The organism is Pseudomonas sp. GW821-FHT09C10 (assembly GCF_059418085.1).
In genome coordinates, this window is sequence record NZ_JBWKPE010000008.1 from 228680 (window position 1) to 254201 (window position 25522).

23 protein-coding genes are annotated in these 25522 nt (G+C 62.1%); 12 read left to right on the forward strand and 11 right to left on the reverse strand.

Translation table 11 applies throughout. The annotated features are described in order from the left end of the window. Positions 1–144: 144 nt before the first annotated feature. From AC07OT_RS17360 to AC07OT_RS17370, 3 genes are all read right to left on the reverse strand, one after another. A complete protein-coding gene (locus tag AC07OT_RS17360) occupies positions 145–2043 on the reverse strand; it encodes a PhoX family protein (RefSeq protein WP_495108596.1) in 1899 nt (632 codons plus the stop codon). A gap of 79 nt (positions 2044–2122) precedes the next feature. Beyond that, complete coding sequence (locus AC07OT_RS17365) at positions 2123–2887, reverse strand: TOBE domain-containing protein (RefSeq protein ID WP_495108597.1); 765 nt, start codon at positions 2885–2887, stop codon at positions 2123–2125. A gap of 52 nt (positions 2888–2939) precedes the next feature. After that, positions 2940–3677, reverse strand: a complete 738-nt coding sequence (locus tag AC07OT_RS17370) for a ComFC family protein (RefSeq protein WP_495108598.1) — start codon at positions 3675–3677, stop codon at positions 2940–2942. A gap of 92 nt (positions 3678–3769) precedes the next feature. Between AC07OT_RS17370 and bioB the strand changes: the two genes are divergently transcribed. The 10 genes from bioB (at position 3770) to AC07OT_RS17420 (ending at position 15961) form a co-directional block, all read left to right on the forward strand. Beyond that, positions 3770–4825 (forward strand): biotin synthase BioB, encoded by a 1056-nt coding sequence (gene bioB / locus AC07OT_RS17375; protein WP_027605951.1) that lies wholly within the window; start codon positions 3770–3772, stop codon positions 4823–4825. A gap of 46 nt (positions 4826–4871) precedes the next feature. Then, positions 4872–6053, forward strand: coding sequence for an 8-amino-7-oxononanoate synthase (gene bioF, locus AC07OT_RS17380; protein WP_495108599.1), 1182 nt, complete (start codon positions 4872–4874; stop codon positions 6051–6053). Further along, complete coding sequence (locus tag AC07OT_RS17385; RefSeq protein ID WP_495101977.1) at positions 6046–6777, forward strand: alpha/beta fold hydrolase; 732 nt, start codon at positions 6046–6048, stop codon at positions 6775–6777. Before bioF ends, AC07OT_RS17385 begins: the two co-directional genes overlap by 8 nt. Further along, a complete protein-coding gene (gene bioC, locus AC07OT_RS17390) occupies positions 6770–7582 on the forward strand; it encodes a malonyl-ACP O-methyltransferase BioC (RefSeq protein ID WP_495108600.1) in 813 nt (270 codons plus the stop codon). Before AC07OT_RS17385 ends, bioC begins: the two co-directional genes overlap by 8 nt. Then, positions 7579–8259, forward strand: coding sequence for a dethiobiotin synthase (gene bioD / locus AC07OT_RS17395; protein WP_495108601.1), 681 nt, complete (start codon positions 7579–7581; stop codon positions 8257–8259). Before bioC ends, bioD begins: the two co-directional genes overlap by 4 nt. Before the next feature lie 106 nt (positions 8260–8365). Continuing rightward, the gene (locus tag AC07OT_RS17400) at positions 8366–8647 is read left to right on the forward strand and encodes a pyrroloquinoline quinone biosynthesis protein PqqE (protein WP_065938217.1); all 282 of its coding nucleotides are present in this window, start codon (positions 8366–8368) and stop codon (positions 8645–8647) included. 252 nt (positions 8648–8899) lie between these two features. Beyond that, positions 8900–10705 (forward strand): phenylacyl-CoA dehydrogenase, encoded by a 1806-nt coding sequence (locus AC07OT_RS17405; protein WP_027605944.1) that lies wholly within the window; start codon positions 8900–8902, stop codon positions 10703–10705. A 205-nt stretch (positions 10706–10910) separates the two neighbouring features. Beyond that, positions 10911–12200 carry a GGDEF domain-containing protein gene (locus tag AC07OT_RS17410; RefSeq protein ID WP_495108602.1) on the forward strand — a complete coding sequence of 430 codons (1290 nt, stop codon included), beginning with the start codon at positions 10911–10913 and terminating at the stop codon, positions 12198–12200. Positions 12201–12290: 90 nt separating this feature from the next. Next, positions 12291–14060: an acyl-CoA dehydrogenase C-terminal domain-containing protein gene (locus tag AC07OT_RS17415; RefSeq protein WP_495108603.1), complete on the forward strand. Its 1770-nt coding sequence runs from the start codon at positions 12291–12293 to the stop codon at positions 14058–14060. Between the two features lie 122 nt (positions 14061–14182). After that, positions 14183–15961 (forward strand): acyl-CoA dehydrogenase C-terminal domain-containing protein, encoded by a 1779-nt coding sequence (locus tag AC07OT_RS17420; RefSeq protein WP_495108604.1) that lies wholly within the window; start codon positions 14183–14185, stop codon positions 15959–15961. Between the two features lie 240 nt (positions 15962–16201). Here the strand turns inward: AC07OT_RS17420 and AC07OT_RS17425 are convergent, their stop codons facing one another. Then, complete coding sequence (locus AC07OT_RS17425; protein ID WP_092489568.1) at positions 16202–17101, reverse strand: LysR family transcriptional regulator; 900 nt, start codon at positions 17099–17101, stop codon at positions 16202–16204. Between the two features lie 210 nt (positions 17102–17311). Here AC07OT_RS17425 and AC07OT_RS17430 point away from each other — a divergent pair, with 210 nt between their 5' ends. Next, the gene (locus AC07OT_RS17430; RefSeq protein WP_495108605.1) at positions 17312–18580 is read left to right on the forward strand and encodes an aspartate aminotransferase family protein; all 1269 of its coding nucleotides are present in this window, start codon (positions 17312–17314) and stop codon (positions 18578–18580) included. Between the two features lie 181 nt (positions 18581–18761). Next, the gene (locus tag AC07OT_RS17435; RefSeq protein ID WP_010207008.1) at positions 18762–18920 is read left to right on the forward strand and encodes a YqaE/Pmp3 family membrane protein; all 159 of its coding nucleotides are present in this window, start codon (positions 18762–18764) and stop codon (positions 18918–18920) included. A 5-nt stretch (positions 18921–18925) separates the two neighbouring features. On the opposite strand, the gene pqqE is transcribed toward AC07OT_RS17435, so the two are convergent. The 7 genes from pqqE to AC07OT_RS17470 form a co-directional block, all read right to left on the reverse strand. Next, a complete protein-coding gene (gene pqqE / locus AC07OT_RS17440) occupies positions 18926–20056 on the reverse strand; it encodes a pyrroloquinoline quinone biosynthesis protein PqqE (protein WP_495108606.1) in 1131 nt (376 codons plus the stop codon). Continuing rightward, on the reverse strand, positions 20049–20324 hold the full coding sequence (gene pqqD, locus AC07OT_RS17445; RefSeq protein WP_027605935.1) for a pyrroloquinoline quinone biosynthesis peptide chaperone PqqD: 276 nt from the start codon (positions 20322–20324) through the stop codon (positions 20049–20051). The genes pqqE and pqqD overlap by 8 nt, the downstream gene beginning before the upstream one ends. Further along, the gene (gene pqqC, locus AC07OT_RS17450) at positions 20321–21073 is read right to left on the reverse strand and encodes a pyrroloquinoline-quinone synthase PqqC (RefSeq protein WP_065938223.1); all 753 of its coding nucleotides are present in this window, start codon (positions 21071–21073) and stop codon (positions 20321–20323) included. Before pqqC ends, pqqD begins: the two co-directional genes overlap by 4 nt. An 11-nt stretch (positions 21074–21084) precedes the next feature. Next, a complete protein-coding gene (pqqB, locus tag AC07OT_RS17455) occupies positions 21085–21996 on the reverse strand; it encodes a pyrroloquinoline quinone biosynthesis protein PqqB (RefSeq protein WP_141156153.1) in 912 nt (303 codons plus the stop codon). 71 nt (positions 21997–22067) lie between these two features. Then, positions 22068–22142 (reverse strand): pyrroloquinoline quinone precursor peptide PqqA, encoded by a 75-nt coding sequence (pqqA, locus tag AC07OT_RS17460; protein ID WP_003194766.1) that lies wholly within the window; start codon positions 22140–22142, stop codon positions 22068–22070. 159 nt (positions 22143–22301) lie between these two features. Beyond that, a complete protein-coding gene (gene pqqF / locus AC07OT_RS17465; RefSeq protein WP_495108607.1) occupies positions 22302–24671 on the reverse strand; it encodes a pyrroloquinoline quinone biosynthesis protein PqqF in 2370 nt (789 codons plus the stop codon). Between the two features lie 48 nt (positions 24672–24719). After that, positions 24720–25514, reverse strand: a complete 795-nt coding sequence (locus AC07OT_RS17470; RefSeq protein WP_495108608.1) for a carbon-nitrogen hydrolase family protein — start codon at positions 25512–25514, stop codon at positions 24720–24722. Positions 25515–25522 lie beyond the last annotated feature (8 nt).

Here is a 25522-nt window from a genome sequence, read left to right on the forward strand (position 1 = left end):
GGCGCCGCGTCCGGCCGGGTATGGTAACGCACCAGGCTGGAGATAGGGGGCGCCTGTGCCACTGGCATCAGGGGCAAGCCCCCTCCCACAGGTGACCGCGTTTATCTCCAGTGTGGGAGGGGGCTTGCCCCCGATAGCGGTCTATCAGGCGCCGACAATCCCGCCATCATCCCGCCGAATCGCCATCACCGACGAACGCGGCTTGCCATTCGGCAGATGCTCCGGCCAGGTCGAACCCCCGGTTTCACCCGGGTGCTGGATCCCCACAAACAGGGTTTTCTGATCCGGCGAGAAGCTGATGCCCGTCACCTCACAGGCCACCGGCCCGACCATGAAACGACGGATTTCACCGGTGCTCGGGTCGGCGCAGAGCATCTGGTTATTGCCCATGCCCGCGAAGTCGCCAGCGTTGCTGTAGTCGCCATCGGTGAGGATCCACAGGCGCCCGGCCTTGTCGAACCCCAGGCCGTCGGGGCTGTTGAACATGTTCTGCGGGTTGATGTTGGACGAGCCACCTTTTGGCGTGCCGGCATGCACACCCGGGTTGCCGGCCACCACAAACAGGTCCCAGCTGAAGTCCGCGGCGCCATGGTCATCGGCGTTGGCCTTCCAGCGCAGGATCTGGCCGTAGACGTTTTTCTCACGCGGGTTGGGCCCGCCCACCGGTTGGCCGTCTTCGCCGCGCTTGGCGTTGTTGGTCAGGGTGCAATAGACCTGGCCGTCGGTAGGGCTGACCACGATCCATTCCGGGCGGTCCATGCGCGTGGCTTTCACCACACTGGCGGCCAGCCGTGCGTGGATCAGCACTTCGGCCTGGCTGGCGAAGCCGGTGCTGGCGTCGATGCCGTTTTTGCCATGGGTCAGCTCGACCCATTGCCCTTTGCCCTTCGGATGATCGGCGTTGCCATCGCCCGCATCGAAGATGGCCACGTACAAGGTGCCGTGGTCGAGCAGGTCTTTGTTGGTTTTGGGGTTCTTGTGGTTGATCTTGTCGCGGCTGACGAACTTGTAGATGAACTCGCCGCGTTCGTCGTCGCCCATGTACACCACGGCGCGGCCGTCACGGGTTTGCGCCAGAGCGGCGTTCTCGTGCTTGAAACGGCCCAGGGCGGTGCGTTTGGCCGGGGTGGATTGCGGGTCGAACGGGTCGATTTCCACGACCCAGCCGTGGCGGTTGAGCTCATTGGGGTTCTTGGCCAGGTCGAAGCGCGGGTCGTGCAGGTGCCAATTGATCTCTTTGCTGGCGGCCACCACGCCGTAGCGTTTCTGCCCGGCATCGAAGGTTTGCTGGGGGTTGCTGCTGCCGAAGCAGTCGGTGAAGTTCTCTTCGCAGGTCAGGTAAGTGCCCCATGGGGTCTGGCCGTTGGCGCAGTTCTGAAAGGTGCCGAGGGCTTTTTTGCCGGACTTGTCGGCGCTGGTTTTCAACCATTCATGGCCGGCGGCGGGGCCGCTCAGGCGGATCGGCGAGTTGCCGTGGATGCGGCGGTTGTAGCGCGAGTCCTGGACGAACTGCCAGGTATCGCCCTTGCGCCGTACTTCGATCACCGACACACCTTCACTGGCCTGGGCCTTGTGCACGTCTTCGGCCGATTGCGGCGCGCCGCCGTGGGCGAAGAGGTAGCGGTAGTTGGTGTACTCGTTGTTGATCGCCATCAGCGCGCGGTTGTCGTCGCCGGGGAAGGCGAACAGACTCATGCCGTCGTTGTTGTCGCCGAACTGTTGTTCCTGGGCCTTGGCGGTGCCGTTGCCGGACGGGTCGAAGGCCGGCGCGCTCTTGTGCAGCGGCTGGCCCCAGCTGATCAGCACCGAAGCGCTGTAGCCCGGTGGCAGGGTGATGGTGTCGCTGGTGGCTGCGGCGATGCTGGTAAAGCCCAGCAGCGGGCTGGCGGAGGCGGCATTGACGGCCAGGGCGCTGCGGCTCAGCAGGTTGCCACCGAGGAACATCGCCGCACCGCACAGGGCGCCGGCACCGATGAAGCGGCGGCGGGTGAGGCCGACCATCTGTTCGAGGTCGGTGGCTTGGTTTTCTTCTAATAGGTTCATGTCAGGCTCCCTGCGGTTTTTGCAGACACCATAAGGAGCGGGCGTGACGAAATTGTTGCAGTTTGAAGAGCTACTCGGCTCAGACCGGCGTGCCGAGCAGCACATTGCTGGCGGCAAATTGCACTTGGAGCATCCTGCCAACGGCGGCGCCCAGGGTCTCGAGCTCGGCGGGCTGCGCCAAGGCGCATAAAACCTGGCCATTGGGCAGGGCGATGCGCACTTCGCTGGGGCCGTCCTCGGCGGCGAGAATCGCGTCTACGGTCCCGCTCATGCAATTGTGTCCAGGTGTTGCAGGTTTGTCGGGCGCCAGCAATTCCAGCCAGCCGGCCTTGATCAGCGCGACAACTTCCACGCCGACCTCCAGCTCCAGCCGTTGCGTACTGTCATGGGTGATTTGCGCCGCCAGGGTCAGCCCTTCGGCGAGTTGCAGGTGGATCAGGTCGTTGCGGCCATGCTGTTCAATCGCAATGACCTGGCCATGCAACTGGTTACGGGCGCTGGTGCGCAGCATCAAGCGGCCGAGCAGGTTGAAGTCGCTGGCGGCCTCGTCCGAGCCGAGCACTTCGGCCTGCAACACTTGCAGGCGCTGGTAGAGGCGCAACACCCGTTCACCCTCGGCCGTGAGTTTGGCGCCGCCGCCGCCCTTGCCGCCGACACTGCGTTCGACCAAGGGTTTTTGCGCCAGGTTGTTCAGCTCGTCAATGGCGTCCCAGGCGGCCTTGTAGCTCAAGCCCGCACTTTTGGCGGCGCGGGTGATGGAGCCCTGCTCGGCGATATGCCCCAGCAGGGCGATACGCTGGGGGCGGCGGACAATATGTTGGCTGAGCAGAGTCGGTAGGGACATGGGCATTCGCTGTGGTGGGATGAGCGGACGTTGCGGCCGCGAGGCATGAGAGTCAAGTGCCAGGCTTTGGCGTGCGGGCCAGGCAGTACACGTCTACCTGTCGCGCGCCGGCGTTGATCAATAACCGCGCCAGGCTGTGGGCGGTGGCGCCGGTGGTGAGCACGTCGTCCACCAGTGCCAGGTGGCGGCCGCACACCTCGGCACCCGGGGCCAGGGCGAAGGCGTTGAGCAGGTTGCGTTTGCGCGTCTTGGCGTCGAGGGCTTGCTGCGCGACGGTTTCATAAGGGCGTAGCAATAGATGTGCATCGTGGGGAAGGTCGAGGTCGGCGCTGAGCCAGCGCGCCAGCATCAGCGCCTGGTTATAGCCCCGTTCACGCAGGCGCCTGCGGGCCATGGGCACCGGCAGCAGCATGTCCGGGCGGGTGAGTGAGTGGTTGTCGAAGCGATGTTGCAAGTAGTGCCCCAGCAAGCGCCCCAGCATATGCCCGAGGGGCCAGCGTGCCTGGTGCTTGAAGCGACTGATCAGGGTGTCCACCGGAAAGCTGTAGGTCCAGGGGGCGATCACGTGTTTAAAGGCAGGCGGTTGTCTCAGGCACTGGCCGCAGACCAGGCCGTCCATCGCCAAAGGCAAGGCGCAGATTTCGCAATGCTCCATCAGCCAGGGCAGCTCGGTTTCGCAGACGTTGCACACACAGTCGGCGGTTTCAGTCGTCTCGTCGCAGATTAAACATTTCTGTGTGTTTTTTGACCAGATGTAAACTTCGTGTTTGCGGCTTGGTTGACAGTGCATGAATCTTCCTTAAATATGCCGAGCATCCGTGTCGTGTCTGTGGGTATTGCCCTTCCCGCAGCGCTTGCCAAAGCATAATCAAGGAATCGCCCATGAGCGCCAGCACCACCGCCACCTTGCGTCACGATTGGTCCTTAGCCGAAGTCAAAGCGTTGTTCGTGCAGCCGTTCAATGACCTGTTGTTCCAGGCGCAGACCGTGCACCGCGCGCATTTCGATGCCAACCGTGTACAGGTGTCGACCCTGCTGTCGATCAAGACCGGTGCCTGCCCGGAAGATTGCAAATATTGTCCGCAGTCGGGCCACTACAACACGGGCCTGGAAAAAGAAAAGCTGATGGAGGTGCAGAAGGTCCTCGAAGAGGCCGCTCGCGCCAAGGCCATCGGTTCGACCCGTTTCTGCATGGGCGCCGCCTGGAAACACCCGTCGGCCAAAGACATGCCCTATGTGCTGCAGATGGTCAAGGGCGTGAAGGCCATGGGCCTGGAAACCTGCATGACCCTCGGCCGTCTCGACCAGGACCAGACCCAAGCCCTGGCCCAGGCCGGCCTGGATTACTACAACCACAACCTGGACACGTCGCCGGAGTTCTACGGCAGTATCATCACCACCCGTACCTACAGCGAGCGCCTGCAAACCCTGGCCTATGTGCGTGAGTCGGGGATGAAGATCTGCTCCGGCGGCATCCTTGGCATGGGCGAGTCCCTCGACGACCGCGCCAACCTGCTGATCCAGTTGGCCAACCTGCCGGAGCATCCGGAGTCGGTGCCGATCAACATGCTGGTGAAAGTCGCCGGTACACCGTTGGAAAATGCCGAGGACATCGACCCGTTCGATTTCATCCGCATGCTGGCCGTGGCGCGCATCCTGATGCCGCAATCCCATGTGCGCCTGTCGGCGGGGCGCGAAGCCATGAACGAGCAGATGCAGGCCCTGGCGTTCTTTGCCGGTGCCAACTCGATCTTCTACGGCGACAAACTGCTGACCACCGCCAACCCTCAGGCCGACAAGGACATGCAACTGTTCTCGCGCCTGGGCATCCTGCCGGAAGCCCGTGAAGAGCATGCAGATGAAGTGCACCAGGCGGCCATCGAACAGGCGTTGGTGGAGCAGAAGAGCAGCGAGCAGTTCTATAACGCCGTTGTTTGATCCCCACCTGTTTTGACCGAGTTGCACCTGCCACCCCGAGGCCTGCATGTCTTTTGATCTCTCCGCGCGCCTCGCTGCCCGCCGTGCCGAACACCTTTACCGTCAACGCCCGCTGCTCCAGAGCCCCCAAGGCCCGGAGGTGGTGGTTGACGGTCAACCCCTCCTGGCATTCTGCAATAACGATTACCTGGGCCTGGCCAATCACCCGCAAGTGATCGAGGCCTGGCGCGCCGGGGCGTCCCGTTGGGGCGTGGGCGGCGGTGCCTCGCACTTGGTGGTGGGTCACGCCACGCCGCACCATGAGCTGGAGGAGGCGCTGGCCGATCTCACCGGCCGCCCGCGTGCTCTGCTGTTTACCACCGGCTACATGGCCAACCTTGGTGCGGTCACGGCGTTGGTGGGGCAGGGCGATACGGTGCTGGAAGACCGTCTCAACCATGCCTCGCTGCTGGATGCCGGCTTGCTGTCCGGTGCGCGCTTCAATCGCTATTTGCACAACGACGCGATCAGCCTGGCCAAGCGCCTGGAGAAAGCCTCCGGCAATACGCTGGTGGTCACCGATGGTGTGTTCAGCATGGACGGCGATCTGGCCGACCTGCCGGCACTGGCCCGTGCAGCCAGGGCCAAAGGCGCCTGGTTGATGGTGGATGATGCCCATGGCTTTGGTCCGCTGGGTGCTAATGGCGGCGGGATCGTCGAGCATTTCGGCTTGAGCCAGGACGACGTGCCGGTATTGGTCGGCACCCTGGGCAAAGCGTTCGGCACGGCGGGCGCGTTTGTCGCGGGCAGTGAGGACCTGGTCGAAAGCCTGATCCAGTTTGCCCGGCCGTATATCTACACCACCAGCCAACCGCCGGCGCTGGCCTGCGCCACCCTGAAAAGCCTGGAGCTGCTACGCACCGAACATTGGCGGCGCGAGCACCTCGACCGCCTGATTCGTCAGTTTCGCCAGGGTGCCGAGCAACTTGGCCTGGACTTGATGGACAGCTTTACACCGATCCAGCCGATCCTGATCGGCGACAGTGCCAAGGCCGTGCGTCTGTCGCAGATGCTGCGTGAGCGCGGCCTGATGGTCACGGCGATCCGCCCACCCACCGTACCCGCCGGCAGCGCGCGTTTGCGCGTGACCTTGACCGCAGCCCACAGCGAAGCGCAGGTGCAGCTATTGTTAAACGCATTGGAAGAGTGTTTCCGCTTGCTTGGCGCCATGGAGCCCGACCATGCGTGATCGACTGATCCTGCTGCCCGGCTGGGGTCTCGGCGTATCGCCGCTGGAGCCTTTGGCCGCCGCCTTGCGTGGCCTGGACGCACACCTGCAGGTGCAGGTCGAGCCATTGCCGGCGCTTGCTTCCAGCGACCTCGATGAATGGCTCGACGAACTCGACGCTACCCTGCCCGACAACGCCTGGCTGGGCGGTTGGTCCCTGGGCGGCATGCTCGCTGCCGAACTGGCGGCGCGGCGCGGCGAGCGTTGCTGCGGCTTGCTGACCCTGGCGAGCAACCCGTGTTTCGTCGCCCACGACGGCTGGCCCCATGGGATGCCCGCCGCGACCTTCGATGCGTTCCTGGCCGGCTGCCATGCCGACTCCCAAGTCACCCTCAAGCGCTTCGGCCTGTTGTGCGCCAAGGGCGCCGAGGACCCGCGCGGGCTGTCGCGCCTGCTGGTCAGCGGCGCGCCGCATTCAGCGTCCAGCGTGTTGATGCCCGGCCTGGAACTGCTGGCCCAACTGGATACCCGCGAAGCCTTGCTGGCTTATCGCGGCCCACAGTTGCACCTGTTCGCCGGCATGGACGGATTGGTGCCCGCCGAAGCCGCCAGCGACCTGCTTAAGCTGCTGCCGGATGTGGAAATCGGCCTGATTGAACAGGCTGGTCACGCTTTTCTTCTGGAAGACCCCCACGGTGTGGCGGGGGCCATCCAGGCTTTTTTGCATGAGTGCGTCGATGACTGATTTATCCCAGCCCTCCCTGCCGGGCGCCTTGCCGGACAAACGTCAGGTGGCGGCGTCGTTTTCCCGTGCGGCGGCCAGTTACGACAGCGTCGCCGAGTTGCAGCGAGCGGTGGGGCATGCGCTGCTGGCCCGCCTGCCATCAGCGTGCGCGCCACAGCGCTGGCTGGATATAGGCTGCGGCACGGGTTATTTCAGCCGCGTGTTGGGCGAGTTGTTGCCCGCCAGCCAAGGTGTGGCGTTGGATATTGCCGAGGGCATGCTTAACCATGCGCGGCCTTTGGGTGGCGCACATCATTTTGTCGCGGGCGATGCAGAACGCTTACCGCTAAAAGCCGAGAGCTTCGAGTTGCTCTTCTCCAGCCTCGCGGTGCAGTGGTGTGCGAACTTCGAGGCGGTGCTCAGCGAGGCCTATCGCGTGCTGCAACCGGGTGGCGTGCTGGCGTTCGCCAGTTTGTGCGTCGGAACGCTGGATGAGTTGCGCGAAAGCTGGCGGGCGGCGGATGGCCTGGTGCACGTCAATCGCTTCCGCACTTTCGAGGCGTACCAGCAGTTGTGCGCGGCCAGTGGTTTGCGCGTGGTCAGCCTGGAGCGGCGTGCCCATGTGCTGCATTACCCGGATGTGCGCAGCCTGACCCATGAGCTCAAGGCGCTCGGTGCGCATAATCTCAACCCGGGCCGCCCGGGAGGGTTGACGGGCCGTGCGCGGATTGTTGCACTGGTAGACGCCTACGAGCAGTTCCGTCAGGCCGAGGGACTGCCGGTCACGTATCAAGTGGTGTACGCCGTCCTGGAGAAGCCCCTATGAGCGCCGCTTATTTCATCACCGGCACCGATACGGATGTCGGCAAGACCACTATCGCCGCCGGCCTGTTGCACGCCGCCCGGCTAACCGGCAAAAGTACTGCGGCGGGAAAACCCGTGGCTTCCGGTTGCCAGGTCACGGTCAAGGGCTTGCGCAACGCCGATGCCCTGGCGCTGCTGGCCGAGTGTTCATTGCCGTTGAGTTATGCCGAGGTCAACCCGCTGGCGTTCGAACCCGCCATCGCGCCCCATCTGGCCGCACGGGAGGCCGGCGTCGCGCTGACGGTGCAGTCGTTGTTGAAACCCATGCAGCAGATTCTGGCGCGTCAGGCGGATTTCACCCTCATCGAAGGCGCAGGCGGTTGGCGGGTGCCGTTGGCTGACCAGGACAACCTGTCGGACCTGGCCATGGCGCTGCAACTGCCGGTGATCCTGGTGGTGGGTGTGCGCCTGGGTTGCATCAGCCATGCCTTGCTCACCGCCGAAGCCATCACCCGGGACGGTTTGCCCTTGGCCGGTTGGGTGGCGAATATCATCGACCCCAAGACCTCTCGTCTGGAAGAAAACCTCGCGACCCTGGCCGAGCGTTTGCCCGCGCCATGCCTGGGCCGAGTACCCAAGCTCAAGCACGCCGGTGCCGAGGCGGTAGCTGAGTACCTGCAACTGGACCTGCTTGACTGATTCTGGCTATCGGCACGGCATTATGCCATTAGTGTTTTTAACGGGCTTTTTGCCAGTATGTCTGCTTCAATTCAACTTCACGATTCTCTAAAGGCAGGTTAAAGCCATGGAAATCTCTGGCAGCAGCGCGTTTTACTCGGGGCTGAGCACTATTCAGGCCGGGCAGAGCCGTGTCGACCAGGCCGCCGGCAGGATTGCCAGCGCCGCGACCACCCAGCCGTCGGACGCACAGAGCGACCGGTTGCAAGCCAATGACCGCGCCCAGCCGACGAATTCGGCGAGCAATATGGTTGAAATGGCCCAAGGCAAGTTTCAAGTGGAGTTGGGCGCCAAGGTCGCCAAGGCTTCAGACGAAATGCTCGGTACCCTGATCGACACCTTCGCTTAACCCCTCTTTCGTACGACCGGCTTCTTCCTGGGGCTGGTCGCCTTTGTGCAATCCTCCATTTTCTTCTGAGCACCTTGTGGCATCCCGCCGCAGGCCTCGCCATGCCTGGCATTGACCCGCGTCATGACAAACGGTGTCTGGACGACGCTTGACATCCCCAGGTCGTAAACGTATGTTTCAAACACCTGTTTGACCGCCACAACACATCCACGCGGTTGTTCATTCCAGATACATCAGCAGAGGTTTATCGCTATGCCTGACTACAAGGCCCCCTTGCGTGATATTCGCTTCGTTCGTGACGAACTGCTCGGCTATGAAGCGCACTATCAGAGCCTGCCGGCTTGCCAGGACGCTACCCCGGACATGGTTGACGCCATTCTCGAAGAAGGCGCCAAGTTTTGTGAGCAAGTGCTGGCACCGTTGAACCGCGTGGGTGACATCGAAGGGTGCACCTGGAGTGAGTCTGGCGTTAAAACCCCTGCTGGTTTCAAAGAAGCCTACAAGCAATTCGTCGAAGGCGGCTGGCCAAGCCTGGCCCACGACGTGGAGCACGGTGGCCAAGGCCTGCCGGAATCCCTGGGCCTGGCCGTGAGCGAAATGGTCGGCGAAGCCAACTGGTCGTGGGGCATGTACCCGGGCCTGTCCCATGGCGCGATGAACACCATTTCCGAGCACGGCACCCCCGAGCAGCAAGAGGCTTACCTGACCAAGCTGGTATCGGGCGAGTGGACCGGCACCATGTGCCTGACCGAACCACACTGCGGTACCGACCTGGGCATGCTGCGCACCAAGGCCGAGCCTCAGGCTGACGGTTCCTACAAAGTCTCCGGTACCAAGATCTTCATCTCGGCCGGTGAACACGACATGGCCGACAACATCGTCCACATCGTGCTGGCCCGCCTGCCGGACGCACCGGCGGGTACCAAAGGCATCTCGCTGTTCATCGTGCCCAAGTTCCTGCCCAACGCCGACGGTTCGATCGGTGCACGCAACGCCGTGAGCTGTGGTTCCCTGGAACACAAGATGGGTATCCACGGTAATGCCACCTGTGTGATGAACTTCGACGCGGCCACCGGTTTCCTGATCGGCCCGGCGAACAAAGGCCTGAACTGCATGTTCACCTTTATGAACACCGCTCGCCTGGGCACCGCGCTGCAAGGCCTGGCCCACGCCGAGATCGGCTTCCAGGGCGGCCTGAAATACGCCCGCGATCGCTTGCAGATGCGTTCCCTGACTGGCCCGAAAGCGCCGGAAAAGGCCGCCGACCCGATCATCGTGCACCCTGACGTGCGCCGCATGCTGCTGACCATGAAAGCCTTCGCCGAAGGTAACCGTGCGATGGTGTACTTCACCGCCAAGCAAGTGGACATCGTCAAGTACGGCACCGACGACGAGGCCAAGAAACAGGCCGACGGCCTGCTGGCATTCATGACCCCGATTGCCAAGGCGTTCATGACCGAAGTCGGTTTTGAATCCGCCAACCACGGCGTGCAGATCTATGGCGGCCACGGCTTTATCGCCGAGTGGGGCATGGAGCAGAACGTCCGCGACAGCCGTATCTCCATGCTGTACGAAGGCACCACCGGCATCCAGGCGCTGGACCTGCTCGGCCGTAAAGTGCTGATGACCCAGGGCGAAGCGCTCAAGGGCTTCACCAAGATCGTGCACAAGTTCTGCCAGGCCAACGAAGGCAACGACGCGGTCAAGGAGTTCGTGGCACCGCTGGCTGCGCTGAACAAAGAGTGGGGCGAGTTGACCATGAAGGTCGGCATGGCCGCGATGAAAGACCGCGAAGAAGTGGGTGCCGCTTCGGTGGATTACCTGATGTACTCCGGTTACGCCTGCCTGGCTTACTTCTGGGCCGACATGGCGCGCCTGGCTGCCGAAAAACTCGCCGCCGGTACCAGCGAAGAAGCGTTCTACACCGCCAAGCTGCAAACGGCGCGCTTCTACTTCCAGCGCATCCTGCCGCGGACCCGTACCCACGTGGCCACCATGCTGTCGGGCGCCAGTAACCTGATGGACATGAAAGAAGAAGACTTCGGCCTGGCTTACTAAGCCTTACCGGGTTCATCTGAAACCGTCGCTTCCCTTGGGAGCGGCGGTTTTTTCATTGGGGGATAAAAAACACAGTGCAGCGCTCAGGGATTTTCTCCGGCTGCCGTTACAGTGATGGCAATGTGATACATGACGGGCAAGGTGTGCTTAACTGTTCGCATCAAGGCACAGTGCCACTACTTTTTGCGGGTCGGAGTTTTTACCCTTGTCACGCGTGTCTGCTTTACGTTTCAGTCACTTTCTTCCTTCGTTGCTGCTGTTGCTGGCCGGGCTCTCGGCTGCGTACGTCAAGGACCTCAGCGTCTTTTTCACCTCGCTGTTCAATGTGTTGCCGACCCTGGTGCTGTTGCTGGGCGGTTCGTACTGCGCGGTTTATCGCCGCCAGCGTGAATTGTTCCTGATGATCACGGTGTACATCGCCTACTTCCTGCTCGATACCCAGACCGATTTCTATCGCGACAATGGCCGCGTGCGCGAAGACGCAGCCGTGGTGTTTCACCTGTGTTGCCTGTTATTGCCGCTGCTGTTCAGCATCTACGCGCTGTGGCAGGAGAAGACCCATCTGTTCCGCGATTTCGTTGCCCGTTGTGCGGTGCTGCTGGCAATCGGCAGCGTCGCGCTGGCCCTGGAGCAAAGTTATCCCCAGGCACTGCTGAACTGGCTGGCGGAGATCCGCTGGCCCGCCCTGCATGGGACCTGGATGAGCCTGATCCAGCTGTCATACCCGATGTTCCTGATCGGCTTCCTCACTCTGGCGGCGCAATACTGGTACCAGCCGCGCCCGCTGCATGCGGCGCAACTGGTCGGGTTGCTGGGGATGTTCTGGATGTTGCCGCAGACCTTCATCCTGCCGTTCACCCTGAACATCATGTGCAGCCAGGTCATGCTGATGATCGCCGCCGGCGTGGCCCACGAGGCTTATCAAATGGCGTTCCGCGACGAACTGACCGGCCTGCCGGGGCGCCGTGCCCTGAACGAACGCATGCAGCGGCTGGGGCGCAACTATGTGCTGGCGATGACCGACGTCGATCACTTCAAGCGTTTCAATGACACCCATGGCCACGATGTAGGCGACCAGGTGCTGCGCCTGGTGGCGAGCAAGCTGTCCAAGGTCAATGGGGGTGGGCGTGCCTACCGCTATGGCGGTGAAGAATTCGCCGTGGTGTTTGCCGGCAAGACCCTGGATGAGTGCATGCCGCACCTGGAGGAAATCCGCGAGATCGTCGCCAACTACGACATCAAGTTGCGCAACTCGGACCGGCCCCAGGATGATCAACAAGGCCGTCAACGCCGGGCGGGCAGCGGCGCGTCGAGTGTGTCGGTGACGGTCAGCATCGGCGTGGCCGAACGCCAGATCGAACAGCGCACGGCGGAAGAAGTGCTCAAGTCCGCCGACCAGGCGCTGTACGCCGCCAAGGGCGCGGGGCGTAACTGTGTGGTTGCGGCCGGGCAGACGCGCCGTGGCGCGGTGCGCATGCAGAGCGCTGCCGGTTGAGTGATGGCGCTGTATTCAGCGGTTCTACAATGATTGTCCGAGACGCTGGCCGGCAGTAGGTTGAAAGGATCTGCTGCCGGAGACATCGCCATGCCTGAGTACAAAGCTCCCCTGCGCGACATGCGCTTTCTGATCAACAACGTGTTTGATTTCCACGGCCACTACGCTGCCCTGGGCGCCACGGACGCCAGCCCGGACATGGTCAGTGCAATCCTGGAGGAAGGCGCCAAATTCTGCGAGAACGTGCTTTCGCCACTCAACCGCACTGGTGATGAAGAGGGCTGCCATTTCGACAACGGCGTGGTGACCACGCCCAAGGGCTTCAAGGAAGCCTTCGCCCAGTACGTCGAGGGCGGCTGGCACGGTGTGGCGGCAGACCCGGCCTACGGCGGCCAGGGCCTGCCGCAATCGTTGGGCCTGGTGCTCAGCGAGATGATCGGCTCCAGCAACACCTCGTGGGGCATGTATCCGGGCCTGACCCACGGCGCGATGTCGGCGATCCACGCCCACGGCACCGAAGAGCAGAAGGCCACGTTCCTGAGCAAACTCACAGCGGGCGAATGGACCGGCACCATGTGCCTGACCGAAGCCCATTGCGGCACCGACCTGGGACTGATCAAGACCCGTGCCGTGCCCCAGGCGGATGGCAGCTACGCGATCACCGGCAGCAAGATCTTCATCTCGGCCGGTGAGCACGACATGAGCGCCAATATCATCCACCTGGTGCTGGCCAAGCTGCCGGATGCGCCGGCGGGCACCAAGGGTATCTCGTTGTTTATCGTGCCCAAGTTCCATGTGGATTCGGCTGAGCGCAATGCGGTGCACTGCGGCTCTATCGAGCACAAGATGGGCATCAAGGCCTCGGCCACCTGCGTGCTCAACTTCGACGGCGCCAAGGGCTTTTTGATTGGCGAGGCGAACAAAGGCCTCAACTGCATGTTCACCATGATGAACCACGCCCGCCTGGGCACCGGTATGCAGGGCCTGTGCAATGGCGAGGCGAGCTTCCAGGGCGCGATCAAGTACGCCAACGACCGCCTGCAAATGCGCGCGCTGACCGGCGCCAAGGCCCCGGAGAAAGCCGCCGACCCGATCATCGTGCACCCCGATGTGCGCCGTATGCTGCTGACCATGAAAGCCTTCAACGAAGGTAACCGCGCACTCACCTATTTCACTGCGCAGTTGCTCGATACCGCGCACCTGAGCAGCGACGCTGGCCAGCGTCAGGAAGCCGAAGACCTGTTGGCGTTCCTCACTCCCATCTGCAAAGCCTTTATGACCGACACCGGGCTGGAGGTGACCAACCACGGCATGCAGATATTCGGCGGCCATGGCTACATTCGTGAGTGGGGCATGGAACAACTGGCGCGCGATGCGCGGATTGCGCCGATCTACGAAGGCACCAACGGCATCCAGGCCCTCGACCTGCTGGGGCGCAAGGTGTTGGGCAGCCAGGGCAAGCTGCTGCGCGGCTTTACCAAAATCGTGCATAAGTTTTGCGCGGCGAATGCCGAACATGCGCAGCTCAAGGGCTATGTGGTGCAGCTTAATCAACTGAATCAGGAATGGGGCGAGCTGACCACCCAGGTCGGTATGGCCGCGATGAAAAACCCGGATGAGGTGGGCGCAGCGGCGGTGGATTACTTGATGTACAGCGGTTACATCATCCTCGCCTACCTGTGGCTTCGGATGGCCATTGCGGCGCTGGCGCACGATGACACTGACTTCGCCAAGGCCAAGCTGGCGACCTGCGACTTTTACTTCAAGCGCCTGTTACCACGTACCGCAACCCATCGCGCCGCCGTGGAAGCAGGCAGCGAATGCCTGATGAGTCTGCCTGCGGAGTCGTTTGCGTTGTGATGACTTAAAAATACCAATCAGTCACAAGTGGACCCTATGTGTCTGAAAAGTTGTTCGGGTACACTCGGAGCCTGTAAAACCGATCCTATCGAATCACTTTTCACGTTCTCACGAGGTTTGCCATGGCTGATTACAAAGCGCCGCTGCGTGATATGCGCTTCGTCCTCAACGAAGTCTTTGAGGTCGCCACCACTTGGGCCCAATTGCCGGCATTGGCAGACAGCGTTGACGCCGAGACCGTAGAGGCCATCCTCGAAGAAGCCGGCAAGGTCACCGCCAGATCCATCGCCCCGCTCAGCCGCGGCGGCGATGAACAGGGCTGCCGTTGGGATAACACCGCGGTGTTTACTCCGGATGGTTATCCACAGGCCTACAAGACCTACGCTGAAGGTGGCTGGGTCGGCGTAGGCGGCGAACCCGTGTTTGGCGGCATGGGCATGCCCAAGGCGGTATCGGCCCAGGTCGAGGAGATGATCAACTCGTCAAGCCTGGCGTTCGGCCTGTACCCGATGCTGACCTCCGGCGCCTGCGTGTCGATCAACACCCACGCCAGCGAGGAACTCAAGGCCATCTACCTGCCGAAGATGTATTCCGGCGAGTGGGCAGGCTCCATGTGCCTGACGGAAGCGCACGCCGGTACCGACCTGGGGATTATCCGCACCAAGGCCGAGCCGCAGGCAGACGGTTCCTACACGATCAGCGGGACCAAGATCTTTATCACCGGCGGTGAACACGACCTCACCGAGAACATCATTCATCTGGTACTGGCCAAACTGCCGGACGCACCGGCCGGTCCCAAGGGGATTTCGCTGTTCCTGGTGCCGAAGTTCATGGTCAACGCTGACGGCAGCCTGGGCGCGCGCAACCCGGTGAGCTGTGGCTCCATCGAACACAAGATGGGGATCCAGGCATCCGCCACCTGCGTGATGAACTTCGACGAAGCCGTGGGTTACCTGGTGGGCGAACCCAACCGTGGGTTGGCGGCGATGTTCACCATGATGAACTATGAGCGCCTTGGCGTGGGTATCCAGGGCCTGGCGTCCGGCGAGCGCTCCTACCAGAACGCGATTGAATATGCCCGCGACCGCCTGCAAAGCCGCGCGCCGACCGGTGCCCAGGCCAAAGACAAAGTGGCCGACCCGATCATCGTCCACCCCGACGTGCGCCGTATGCTGTTGACCATGAAAGCCGCCAACGAAGGCGGTCGCGCGTTTTCCACCTATGTGGCGACGCAGCTGGACATCGCCAAGTTCAGTGAAGATGCCGCTGCCCGCGAGCGGGCCGATAACCTGGTGGCGTTGCTGACGCCGGTCGCCAAGGCGTTCCTCAGCGACCTGGGCCTGGAAACCACCGTGCTCGGCCAGCAAGTGTTTGGCGGCCACGGTTACATTCGTGAGTGGGGCCAGGAGCAACTGGTGCGTGATGTACGCATCACCCAGATCTACGAAGGCACCAATGGCATTCAGGCACTGGATTTGATGGGACGCAAGATCGTCGGCAGCGGCGGTGCGTTCTATACCTTGTTCGCCGACGAGATCCGCCAGTTCATCGCCGCGGCCACGCCCGAACTGGCGGAGTTCACCAAGCCACTGGGCGCAGCGGTGGATAACCTGGACGAATTGACCGCCTGGGTGCTGGATCGCGCCAGGACCAACCCGAACGAGATCGGCGCAGCCTCGGTGGAGTATTTGCATGCATTTGGTTACATGGCCTACGCCTATATGTGGGCACGTATGGCCAAGGCCGCGTTGGGCAAGGAGACTGAGGAAGACTTCTACGCCAGCAAGCTGGGCACCGCGCGCTTCTACTTTGCGCGTCTGTTGCCACGTATTCACTCGCTGAGTGCGTCCGTAAAAGCCGGTAGCGAATCCTTGTTTTTGCTGGATGAGGCACTGTTCTAAGGGCTTGGAGGGCGTGTAAGCATTCTCTTACATGACGTACTGCTAATCGTCCTCTATCGCCAAATTGGATCCACGGATAATCTACTTCACATGGACGTCGCGCAGGAAGCGCAAAGCAACAACACGGACACGTAGGATTCTGCCAGGATGGCGGAGTGAAATGGATGTCAGGGAAACAGTCTGCAAAGCCCCGCTTCGGCGGGGTTTTCTTTTGCCTGCGAAAAAGTCAGGCGCCGAATTTCAGGGCAGGGCCGGCGGCGCATTCATCACGTCTTCCAGCAAGGTGCGCAGCAGCGCCATGGTTGCCTGCTGGCGCTGTACATCGCGACACACCAAACCTACCTTTAGTGGCACCCTGGGTTCACTCAAGGGCTTCCAGAGCAGCGACTGGCTGTTGTGTTCGTCCTGGGAGCGTCCCGGCAGCACCGTGGCCAATTTGGTGTTAGGCAAGCTGTCGAGAATCCCCACCATGGTATTCAACTCCGCCTGTACCTGCGGCCGGCGTCCGAGGTTGGATAACTGACCCTGCCAGATCTGTCGAACCTGGAACTCTTCCCCCAGCAACAACATCGGCAGTTCGGCGGCCTGTTTCAGCGAGACTTTCTTGAATTCGCGCAGGGGATGGTCCTCAGGGATGACTACCTTCAATTCATCTTCGTACAACAACACGCCGTGCAGCCCCGGCTGGCGTGGCGGCAGATAGCTGATGCCGATGTCCAGCGAGCCGTTAAGCAACCGCCGTTCAATCTCGATCCCGGTCAATTCGTAGATCTGCACCACCAGGTGCGGCTGGGCCTTGCGCACGCGCTCGAGCATTTGCGGGACCAGGCTGGTGTGCACGGTTTGCAGCACGCCGATGGCCAGGGTGCGCATGGCCTGGCCCTTGAAGTTACGCAAGGCTTCGACGGCTTGCTGCATGCCATCGATCAGCGGCAAGGCATGGTTGTACAGCGTATGGGCGGCCAGGGTGGGCAGCAGGCGTTTGCTGCTGCGTTCGAACAGGCTCACATCGAGGTTGCGCTCCAACTGACGGATCTGTTGTGAAAGCGCCGGCTGGGAGATCGACAGGCGCTCAGCGGCACGGCCCACATGGCCTTCTTCATACACCGCGACGAAATAACGCAGTTGCTTAAAATCCATAAGGCTTACTTATCGAAAAAGCTGGAAAATCGAAATGGCCGGTGGCCCCCGAGGCGCCTAGTCTAGCGCCTATTCGCAGGGCTTACAGGGGCCGGGTCGGGCAATGAACAGCGTTTATGTTGATGGCGTTTACATAGGCAAGGCAACACACCCGCAGACAGTGATTGCAGGGAAAACCGACCAAGGTCCGGTTGCCACCGGGGGCAAGCTGTGAATCTCTTCAATATGCGTCGCCCCGTGCCCAGCCTGGACGACCTGGTGCTGGAGGCTGCACCCGATACGCTGTCCAGCGAGGCGCTGATGCCCACCGTGGCGAGGCCGCCGCAGGTTTTCGTACGTGGCCAGGGCTCCTGGCTGTGGGACAGCGACGAGCGTGCTTACCTGGATTTCAGCCAGGGCAACGCTGCCAACAGCCTCGGCCACAGCCCGCAGGTCTTGATCAAAGCCCTTGCCGACCAGACCCAGGCCCTGATCAATCCAGGCCTGGGTCTGCATAACCGCGCTCAACTCAATCTTGTCGACCGCCTGTGCCATCGAACCGGCAGCGACCAGGCCTACCTGCTCAACAGTGGCGCCGAGGCCTGCGAAGCGGCGATCAAGCTGGCGCGCAAGTGGGGCCAACTGCATCGCGGCGGGGCCTACCGCATTATCAGCGCGAGCAATGGTTGCCATGGGCGCAGTTTCGCCGCACTGGCGGCGTCGGCCGGCAATCTGGAAAACCGCTTTGAACCGCAATTGCCCGGCTTCAGCCATGTGCCGTTCAACGATCTGCCGGCCCTGCATGCAGCGGTCGATGCACAGACAGTCGCCATCCTGCTGGAGCCGGTCCAGAGCGAGGCCGGTGTGATCCCCGCGACGGAACATTACCTCAAGGGGGTTGAACGGCTGTGCCGCGAACTGGGGATCCTGCTGATCCTCGACGAAGTACAAACCGGCCTTGGCCGTTGCGGCACCTTGCTTGCCGAACAGCAATACGGCGTGCGAGCCGACATCATCACCCTCGGCAAAGGCCTGGGCGGCGGCGTGCCATTGGCTGCGCTGCTGGCGCGCGGCAACGCCTGTTGCTTTGAAGTGGGTGAGCTGGAAGGCACCCATCATGGCAACGCATTGATGGCATCGGCCGGGCTGGCGGTACTCGATACGGTGCTGGAGCACGGCTTCCTGGAACACGTACGTGAATCCGGCCTTTACCTGGGCGAAGGCCTTGCCCGGCTGGCCTATCGCTACGACCAGGGTCCACTGCGTGGCCACGGCCTGATGTGGGGCCTGACGTTGTCGGATGATTCTGCCGATGCAGTGGTAAAAGCCGCCCTGCACGAAGGCCTGATCCTCAACGCCCCGCAACCTGACTGCCTGCGCTTCACCCCGGCGCTTACGGTGAGCAAAAGCAATATCGACGAAATGCTCCTGCGCCTGGCCCGCGCTTTTTCCCGGGTGCGCACCGCCCAGTTGCAATGCCGCAAGGGCATCGCCGTTTAACCCACATTCCGGAACCGTCTCGCGGTATACGCGGCGCCTCCAGCCTGATTTTTTCGGCTGGGGGCGTTTTTTTGTCTGATCATTAAAGGATGGCCCGGTGCCAGATCCCACTGAACCCTCACGAACGCCCAAGGTCGATTAGCTACACGGCTCACACGAGCCGATTTTCTGGAGCTGACCCATGGACATCATTCGTATCATCATCGCCATTCTGCTGCCGCCACTGGGTGTGTTCCTGCAAGTGGGTTTCGCCGGCGCGTTCTGGCTGAATATTCTGCTGACCTTGTGCGGTTACTTCCCAGGCATCATTCACGCCGTGTACATCATCGCCAAGCGCTGAGCCCGTCAGCCTTTTGCGATGAGCCGTGAATTGCGCTCATTGCGAAAGGCCAGTTGCTCGATGGTCTGGGTAGCGTGCTCGGCTTCCTCCCGCGCCTTGAGGATGATGCCGTGCTGCTCGGACTTGCTGCACACTGGGTCGGCGTTGCTCGCATCCCCCGTGAGCATGAAAGCCTGGCAACGGCAGCCACCGAAATCCTTTTCCTTTTCATCGCACGAACGACACGGCTCGGGCATCCAGTCGTAGCCGCGAAAGCGGTTGAACCCGAAAGAGTCGTACCAGATGTGCTGCATGCTGTGGTCGCGCACATTGGGAAACTGCACCGGCATCTGTCGGGCGCCGTGGCAGGGCAGGGCAGTGCCGTCTGGCGTCACGGTCAGAAAGATACTGCCCCAGCCGTTCATACAGGCCTTCGGGCGCTCCTCGTAGTAGTCCGGTGTCACGAAGATCAGCTTGCACGGATGGCCTTCGGCTTCGAGCTTGGCGCGGTATTCGTTAGTGATGCGTTCGGCGCGCACCAGTTGTTCCTTCGTCGGCAATAAACCCACGCGATTGAGTTGCGCCCAGCCATAGAACTGGCAGGTGGCAAGCTCGACAAAATCCGCTTCCAGCGCAATACACAGCTCGATGATGCGGTCGATCTTGTCGATATTGTGCCGATGGGTGACGAAGTTCAGCACCATCGGGTAGCCATGCGCCTTGACTGCGCGGGCCATTTCCAGCTTTTGCGCGAAGGCTTTTTTCGAACCGGCCAGCAGGTTGTTCACCTGTTCGTCGCTGGCCTGGAAGCTGATCTGGATATGGTCCAGGCCGGCTTTCTTGAAGTCGCTGATCTTCTGCTCGGTCAGGCCGATGCCCGAGGTGATCAGGTTGGTGTAGAACCCCAGCCTGCGCGCCTCGGCGATCAACTCGGCGAGGTCCTGGCGCACCAGCGGCTCACCGCCGGAAAACCCCAGTTGCGCCGCGCCCATCTCACGGGCCTCGCGAAATACCTTGATCCACTGCTCGGTGCTCAGTTCCTTGCCCTGCTCGGCAAAGTCCAGCGGGTTGGAGCAATACGGGCATTGCAACGGGCAGCGGTAGGTCAGCTCGGCGAGCAACCACAGCGGCAGGCCGATGGCGGGTTTTTCAGGCAAGGGTGATCCAGTGCTCAGCACGGGCGACCTCCATGAATTGCTCGATGTCGTCACCCAGCTCAGGTACGCCGGGGAACTGTTCTTCGAGCGCGGCAATGATCGCCGCCACGTCGCGCTCACCGTCAATCAGGCCTCCAATCAGCGCGGCGCTGTCGTTGAGCTTGATCATGCCTTCGGGGTAGAGCAACACATGGCCTTTTTGCGCGGGTTCGTACTGGTAGCGGTAGCCCTGGCGCCAGGTCGGTTTTCTGCTGCGATCGAAGCTCATAGGGTGATCCCTTTATGCCACACCCGCTGCTCGGTCACACTGTGATACGGCGGGCGTTTCAGTTCGTAGGCCATGCTCATGGCATCCAGCATGCTCCACAGGATGTCGAGTTTGAACTGGAGAATTTCCAGCATGCGCTCCTGGCCTTCACGGGTGGTGTAGTGCTGCAAGGTGATTGCCAGCCCATGCTCCACATCGCGCCGCGCCTGGCCCAGGCGCGTGCGGAAATACTCGTATCCGGTGGGGTCGATCCACGGGTAGTGCTGCGGCCAGCTGTCGAGGCGCGACTGATGGATCTGCGGCGCGAACAGCTCGGTGAGCGAGCTGCTGGCGGCTTCCTGCCAGCTGGCGCGGCGCGCAAAGTTGACGTAGGCGTCTACCGCAAAGCGTACGCCGGGCAGCACCAGTTCCTGGGAGCGCAACTGGTCGGGGTCGAGGCCGACCGCCTGGCCCAAGCGCAACCAGGCTTCGATGCCGCCGTCCTCACCCGGTGCGCCATCGTGGTCGAGCAGGCGCTGGATCCACTCGCGACGGATCTCGCGGTCCGGGCAGTTGGCCAGGATCGCCGCGTCTTTCAGCGGGATGTTCACCTGGTAATAGAAACGGTTGGCGACCCAGCCCTGGATCTGCTCGCGGGTGGCACGGCCTTCATACATCGCCACATGGTACGGGTGATGGATATGGTAGAAGGCGCCTTTGGCCCGCAAGGCGGCTTCGAACTCGGCGGTGCTCAATGGTGTGTCAGTCATGTCGTCTGCTCCTACAATTCAATGCTCATGCCGTCGTAAGCGACTTCGACATTGCGCCGCACCAGTTCCGCGCGCTCGGGAGAATCTTCATCGAGGATCGGGTTGGTGTTGTTGATGTGGATAAGCACCTTGCGCTGCTTGGGCAACTGCTCCAGCACTTCGAGCATGCCGCCGGGGCCATTTTGCGCGAGGTGGCCCATCTCACGGCCGGTGCGGGTGCCGACGCCACGGCGCTGCATTTCATCGTCGTCCCACATCGTACCGTCCACCAACAGGCAATCGCTGCCGGCCATGATCTCCAGCAACGGCGCGTCGACCTTGCCCAGGCCCGGGGCGTAGAACAGTTTGCCGCCGGTGCGCAGGTCTTCGACGATCAGGCCGATGTTATCGCCTGGGTGCGGGTCGAAGCGGTGCGGCGAGTAGGGCGGGGCAGCGCTGCGGAGTGGCAGCGGGGTGAAGCGCAGGTTGGGGCAGGCCGGGATGGCGAAGCTGGCATCCAGTTCGATGCGGTTCCAGGCCAGGCCGCCGTTCCAGTGGGTGAGCATGGTGAACAGCGGGAAGCCGGTGCTCAGGTCTTCATGGACCATGTCGGTGCACCACACCTGGTGCGGGCAACCTTCGCGCAGGCTCAACAGGCCGGTGGTGTGGTCGATCTGGCTGTCCATCAGGATGATGGCACTGATGCCGGTGTCGCGCAGTGCGCGGCCTGGCTGCATCGGCGCAAAACCCTGGAGTTGCGCGCGGATATCCGGCGAGGCATTGCACAGTACCCAGTTCACGCCATCGTCGGAAATGGCGATGGACGACTGGGTCCGCGCCTGCGCCCGCAGGCTGCCGTCACGAAAACCTGCGCAGTTCACGCAGTTGCAGTTCCACTGCGGGAAGCCGCCGCCAGCGGCGGAACCTAGAATCTGGACAAACATGGCCGCTCCATCAAGCAAAGCTCAAAACAAAAACGCCCCGGGCGAACCGAGGCGTTGTATTACCCAGCGGCTTAGCGGCTGGCGAAGTACATGGTGACTTCGAAGCCGATGCGCAGATCAGTGTAAGCAGGTTTGGACCAGGTCATATTCTTACTCCTACGAAGGGATGGGACGTTTACTACCAAGTAATACATATAGTCCACCTCCAATCGGAGATGTTCAGATGTGTGCGTGGGAATGTTACGCAATTCTTCTCAAGTTAGCGCTGTCTTGGTGGAAAAAGCCTGTTGCAGGGTTGGCAATGATCAGCTCGCTGGTTGCCAGCTCTCGTCGACAGGCGGGCCGTTGGCGATGCAGCGCCAGCCGCCGGTCGCGTCCTGCAGCTGTTGGGCCGCGTGTTGCAGGTCCTCCCGTGTGCGGGCCTGGATCAGCTGTTGAAGCTGGTACAGATAATCCGACGGATGGCCCGCCAGGCGCGCATGCCAAAGCAGTTCGGCGCTTTGGGTGATCGGTAACGTCGTAGCGCAGAACTGCTGTGCCAAGGCGTGATTGCCCGAGTCATCGCTGCTGTCGATCAACAACGGTAGGTGTTTCAGGAAGGTTTGCAGGTGATCGACGATACCTGCCAGTGAAACGCTGGGTGATTGCACACCCAACAGCAGGCCGGTTTGCCCGTTGATCTGTCGGACACCGCTGAATACGGCGTAGCCCAATTGCAACTCGACCCTCAGGCGTTGGTAGAACGGCCCTTGGAGCAGGTGCCCAAGCAGCCGCCATGAGGCTTCATCGGCCAGGGATTGGCTGGGTGCCGGGCAAAACAGCAGCACGGCGGCTTCGGTTGAGTCAGTTTTAACCGTATGCCACACACGTTGACCACCGAGGTGTTGAAGAGAAGGTTCGAAGTGTGCAGGTTGCCCAGGCAGACGGGCGGCGGCTGCCTTTATCAACGTTTCACATGCGGCGGGCAGACTCTGCCCCAGGCCGTGCCAGCGGGCAGTGGCCCAGGATCCAGGCTGTTCGCTGGCGTCGGCACGGCCGGTGGCGCAGCACGTGGGCAGGGCCTGGAGCAGTTCCCGGATAGCGATCATGGGCGCAGGTGCCGGGGCAGTTTCCTGCGGCAGGTTCAGGCGCTGCGCCAACGCCTCCAGCACGGCCGGCATCGGCTCGTGCAGCCCGGTCATCTTCACCAGCCAATCATGGCCGGTGGCTTCGAGAGATAATTCGACGCCCGCCTGGCGCGCATGTTCATGCAATGGCTGCAAGGTGTTTTCCAGCCCGGCAGGCGCTGGCGCGTCGAAGCGCCACTGCACATACAGCGCACCTTCATCGCCGTCATCCGCCAAGGCCTGGCTGAAGGTCAGCGCCGATACGTCCCTTCGCCCCCGTGAACGATCCTGGGCAAACGTGCGCAAGCCTCGGTGAGCGCTGGTTTGGCCACGAATCAGGCCGGCGCGTTCTTCTTTGACCGGTGGGCGCAGGAACGGGTTGTTCGGGGGCAGTTGCCAACGGTGTTCGGCGGGCGGCAAGTGCAGTGAATCAAGCAGGGCCTTGAGCGCGGCGACGCCCTGTTCACTGAGGTCTTCGCTGTCGTTTCGAGCCAATGCCAGGGCGCCCTGGACCTGTTGCTGACGAGCGTTCAGCAGGGCGAATTCTTCGCGCAGTGGCGTCCAGTCGCTGTGGGCGAAAAAGCTCAGCCAGTCGTGCAGCAGCGTCTCAATGGGTGTGGTCGGTTCGTCCTTGTTATCGAGTGTAAAGTCGATGTCCAGCACGGCTTGTCCGGCGAAGTGGTACAGCACCGATGCCTGCAGGGCGCTGGCCAAGTGTCGGGTTTTCAACTCGGCGAGCAGCCCGCCCGGTGCAGAGGCATTGAGCCAGGTGCAGAGGAAATCCAGGGCTTCACGGGGCGCGTCACAGGTGATGATGTGGTGCAGGTGGTTGTTGTCGATGTGTTGATAGCGCCGAGCCTGGCCTTGCATCAAGGCCGGTGGTGAGGCCTGCGGATGCAAGGGGCCAGCGATCAGTGGCGCGCTGAAACGCTGCGCCAGGGCTTCCAGTTCTTGCAGCGGTTGCGGGCCGGCGAGGCTCAGTGTCATCTGCCCGCTTTGATAGAAATGCGTGTGGAACTCCCGCAGTGCTTGCTGAAATGCCTCGCGCTCCACCGGCAGGCTGTCACGGTTGCCCGCGTGAAAACCGCGCAGCGGATGATCCGCTGCCAAGCCTTCGAGCAGTGCCACCTGCTGCTGTGCCTTGGCATCCTGGGACCAGGCGACGTACTCAGCGTGCAGCACTTCGCGCTCGCGCCGTTGATCTTCCGGGGTCAGGCGCGGATGGGTCAGCATGTCCGCCAGCCGCTCCAGCCCGTGCGCAAAGACTGAAACCGGTAGTTCAAAGAAGAAGTCCGTGGTGCGTTCGCGGGTGCTTGCATTCACTTGGCCGCCGTGGCGCTGCACGTAGGCCATCAGCCCTTCGCCTGCAGGAAATCGCTCGGTTCCCAGAAACAACAAATGCTCAAGAAAATGCGCCAGCCCCGGCCAGGCCAACGGCACGTCGTGGCTACCGGCAGCCACCCGCAGCGCCGCCGCGCAACGTTTTAAGCGCGGTGCATGGCGCAGGGAAACCCGCAGGCCATTGGCCAGGGTCAGGTGAACGGGATAAAGGTGGGCCGGGGCGGGCATGGGCACTTCCAGAACGGGGCAAGTGCCTATGCTAACAAACCCATTCAGTCAGGGCTTGTACAGCGGGCCGTAAAGCTCGGGACGCCGGTCTTGCAGGTAATGGTTGGCGGCGCGGGCGTCGAGGATCGATTGCCGGTCCACTGTCCCGACAATCAAGGCTTCATCCAGGCCCGCCAGGGCAATTCGCTGGCCATCCGGTGCGGCAATGCTGCTTTGCCCGCAATACTGGATATCGCCTTCGTGCCCGCAGTAATTGGCGTAGGCCACATAGCACTGGTTCTCGAAGGCCCGCGCCCGCACGGTGACATCGGCGACAAAGTCGAACGGCACCATATTGGCGGTGGGCACCAGGATCAGCTCGGCACCGGCCAGGGCCAGGCGTCGGGTGTTTTCCGGGAACTCCAGGTCATAGCAGATCAGGAACCCCAACTTCCATCCGTTGAGTTCCACCAGCGGGAAATCATCGTCGCCGGCACTGAACATCGAGTGATCCAGATCCCCGAACAGATGGGTCTTGCGGTAGTTGCACAGGCGCTGGCCGTGGGCGTCGATCAACTGCACGGCGTTGTAGATCTGCCCGTCTTCGGCCCGCTCCGGGTAGCCGTACAGAATCGCCAGCCCGGCGCTCTGCGCGATTTCGGCAACGGCTTGGGCAGACTCCCCGTCCTGGGCTTCGGCCAAGGCACCCACGGCTTCGGCACCGATGTTGTAACCGCTGAGGAACATCTCCGGCAGCACCAGCACGTCGGCGCCGGACGCTTCATGCGCCAGTTGGTGCAGACGCTTGAGGTTGCCTGCGACATCCAGCGGCAGCGGTGGGCATTGGTACAGGGCGACGCGCATGTTCAACT

Coding starts and splice junctions, on each gene's coding strand:
- AC07OT_RS17360 (WP_495108596.1), bottom strand. CDS start 2,043: ATGAACCTATTAGAAGAAAACCAAGCCACCGACCTCGAACAGATGGTC.
- AC07OT_RS17365 (WP_495108597.1), bottom strand. CDS start 2,887: ATGTCCCTACCGACTCTGCTCAGCCAACATATTGTCCGCCGCCCCCAG.
- AC07OT_RS17370 (WP_495108598.1), bottom strand. CDS start 3,677: ATGCACTGTCAACCAAGCCGCAAACACGAAGTTTACATCTGGTCAAAA.
- bioB (WP_027605951.1), top strand. CDS start 3,770: ATGAGCGCCAGCACCACCGCCACCTTGCGTCACGATTGGTCCTTAGCC.
- bioF (WP_495108599.1), top strand. CDS start 4,872: ATGTCTTTTGATCTCTCCGCGCGCCTCGCTGCCCGCCGTGCCGAACAC.
- AC07OT_RS17385 (WP_495101977.1), top strand. CDS start 6,046: ATGCGTGATCGACTGATCCTGCTGCCCGGCTGGGGTCTCGGCGTATCG.
- bioC (WP_495108600.1), top strand. CDS start 6,770: ATGACTGATTTATCCCAGCCCTCCCTGCCGGGCGCCTTGCCGGACAAA.
- bioD (WP_495108601.1), top strand. CDS start 7,579: ATGAGCGCCGCTTATTTCATCACCGGCACCGATACGGATGTCGGCAAG.
- AC07OT_RS17400 (WP_065938217.1), top strand. CDS start 8,366: ATGGAAATCTCTGGCAGCAGCGCGTTTTACTCGGGGCTGAGCACTATT.
- AC07OT_RS17405 (WP_027605944.1), top strand. CDS start 8,900: ATGCCTGACTACAAGGCCCCCTTGCGTGATATTCGCTTCGTTCGTGAC.
- AC07OT_RS17415 (WP_495108603.1), top strand. CDS start 12,291: ATGCCTGAGTACAAAGCTCCCCTGCGCGACATGCGCTTTCTGATCAAC.
- AC07OT_RS17420 (WP_495108604.1), top strand. CDS start 14,183: ATGGCTGATTACAAAGCGCCGCTGCGTGATATGCGCTTCGTCCTCAAC.
- AC07OT_RS17425 (WP_092489568.1), bottom strand. CDS start 17,101: ATGGATTTTAAGCAACTGCGTTATTTCGTCGCGGTGTATGAAGAAGGC.
- AC07OT_RS17435 (WP_010207008.1), top strand. CDS start 18,762: ATGGACATCATTCGTATCATCATCGCCATTCTGCTGCCGCCACTGGGT.
- pqqD (WP_027605935.1), bottom strand. CDS start 20,324: ATGAGCTTCGATCGCAGCAGAAAACCGACCTGGCGCCAGGGCTACCGC.
- pqqC (WP_065938223.1), bottom strand. CDS start 21,073: ATGACTGACACACCATTGAGCACCGCCGAGTTCGAAGCCGCCTTGCGG.
- pqqB (WP_141156153.1), bottom strand. CDS start 21,996: ATGTTTGTCCAGATTCTAGGTTCCGCCGCTGGCGGCGGCTTCCCGCAG.
- pqqF (WP_495108607.1), bottom strand. CDS start 24,671: ATGCCCGCCCCGGCCCACCTTTATCCCGTTCACCTGACCCTGGCCAAT.
- AC07OT_RS17470 (WP_495108608.1), bottom strand. CDS start 25,514: ATGCGCGTCGCCCTGTACCAATGCCCACCGCTGCCGCTGGATGTCGCA.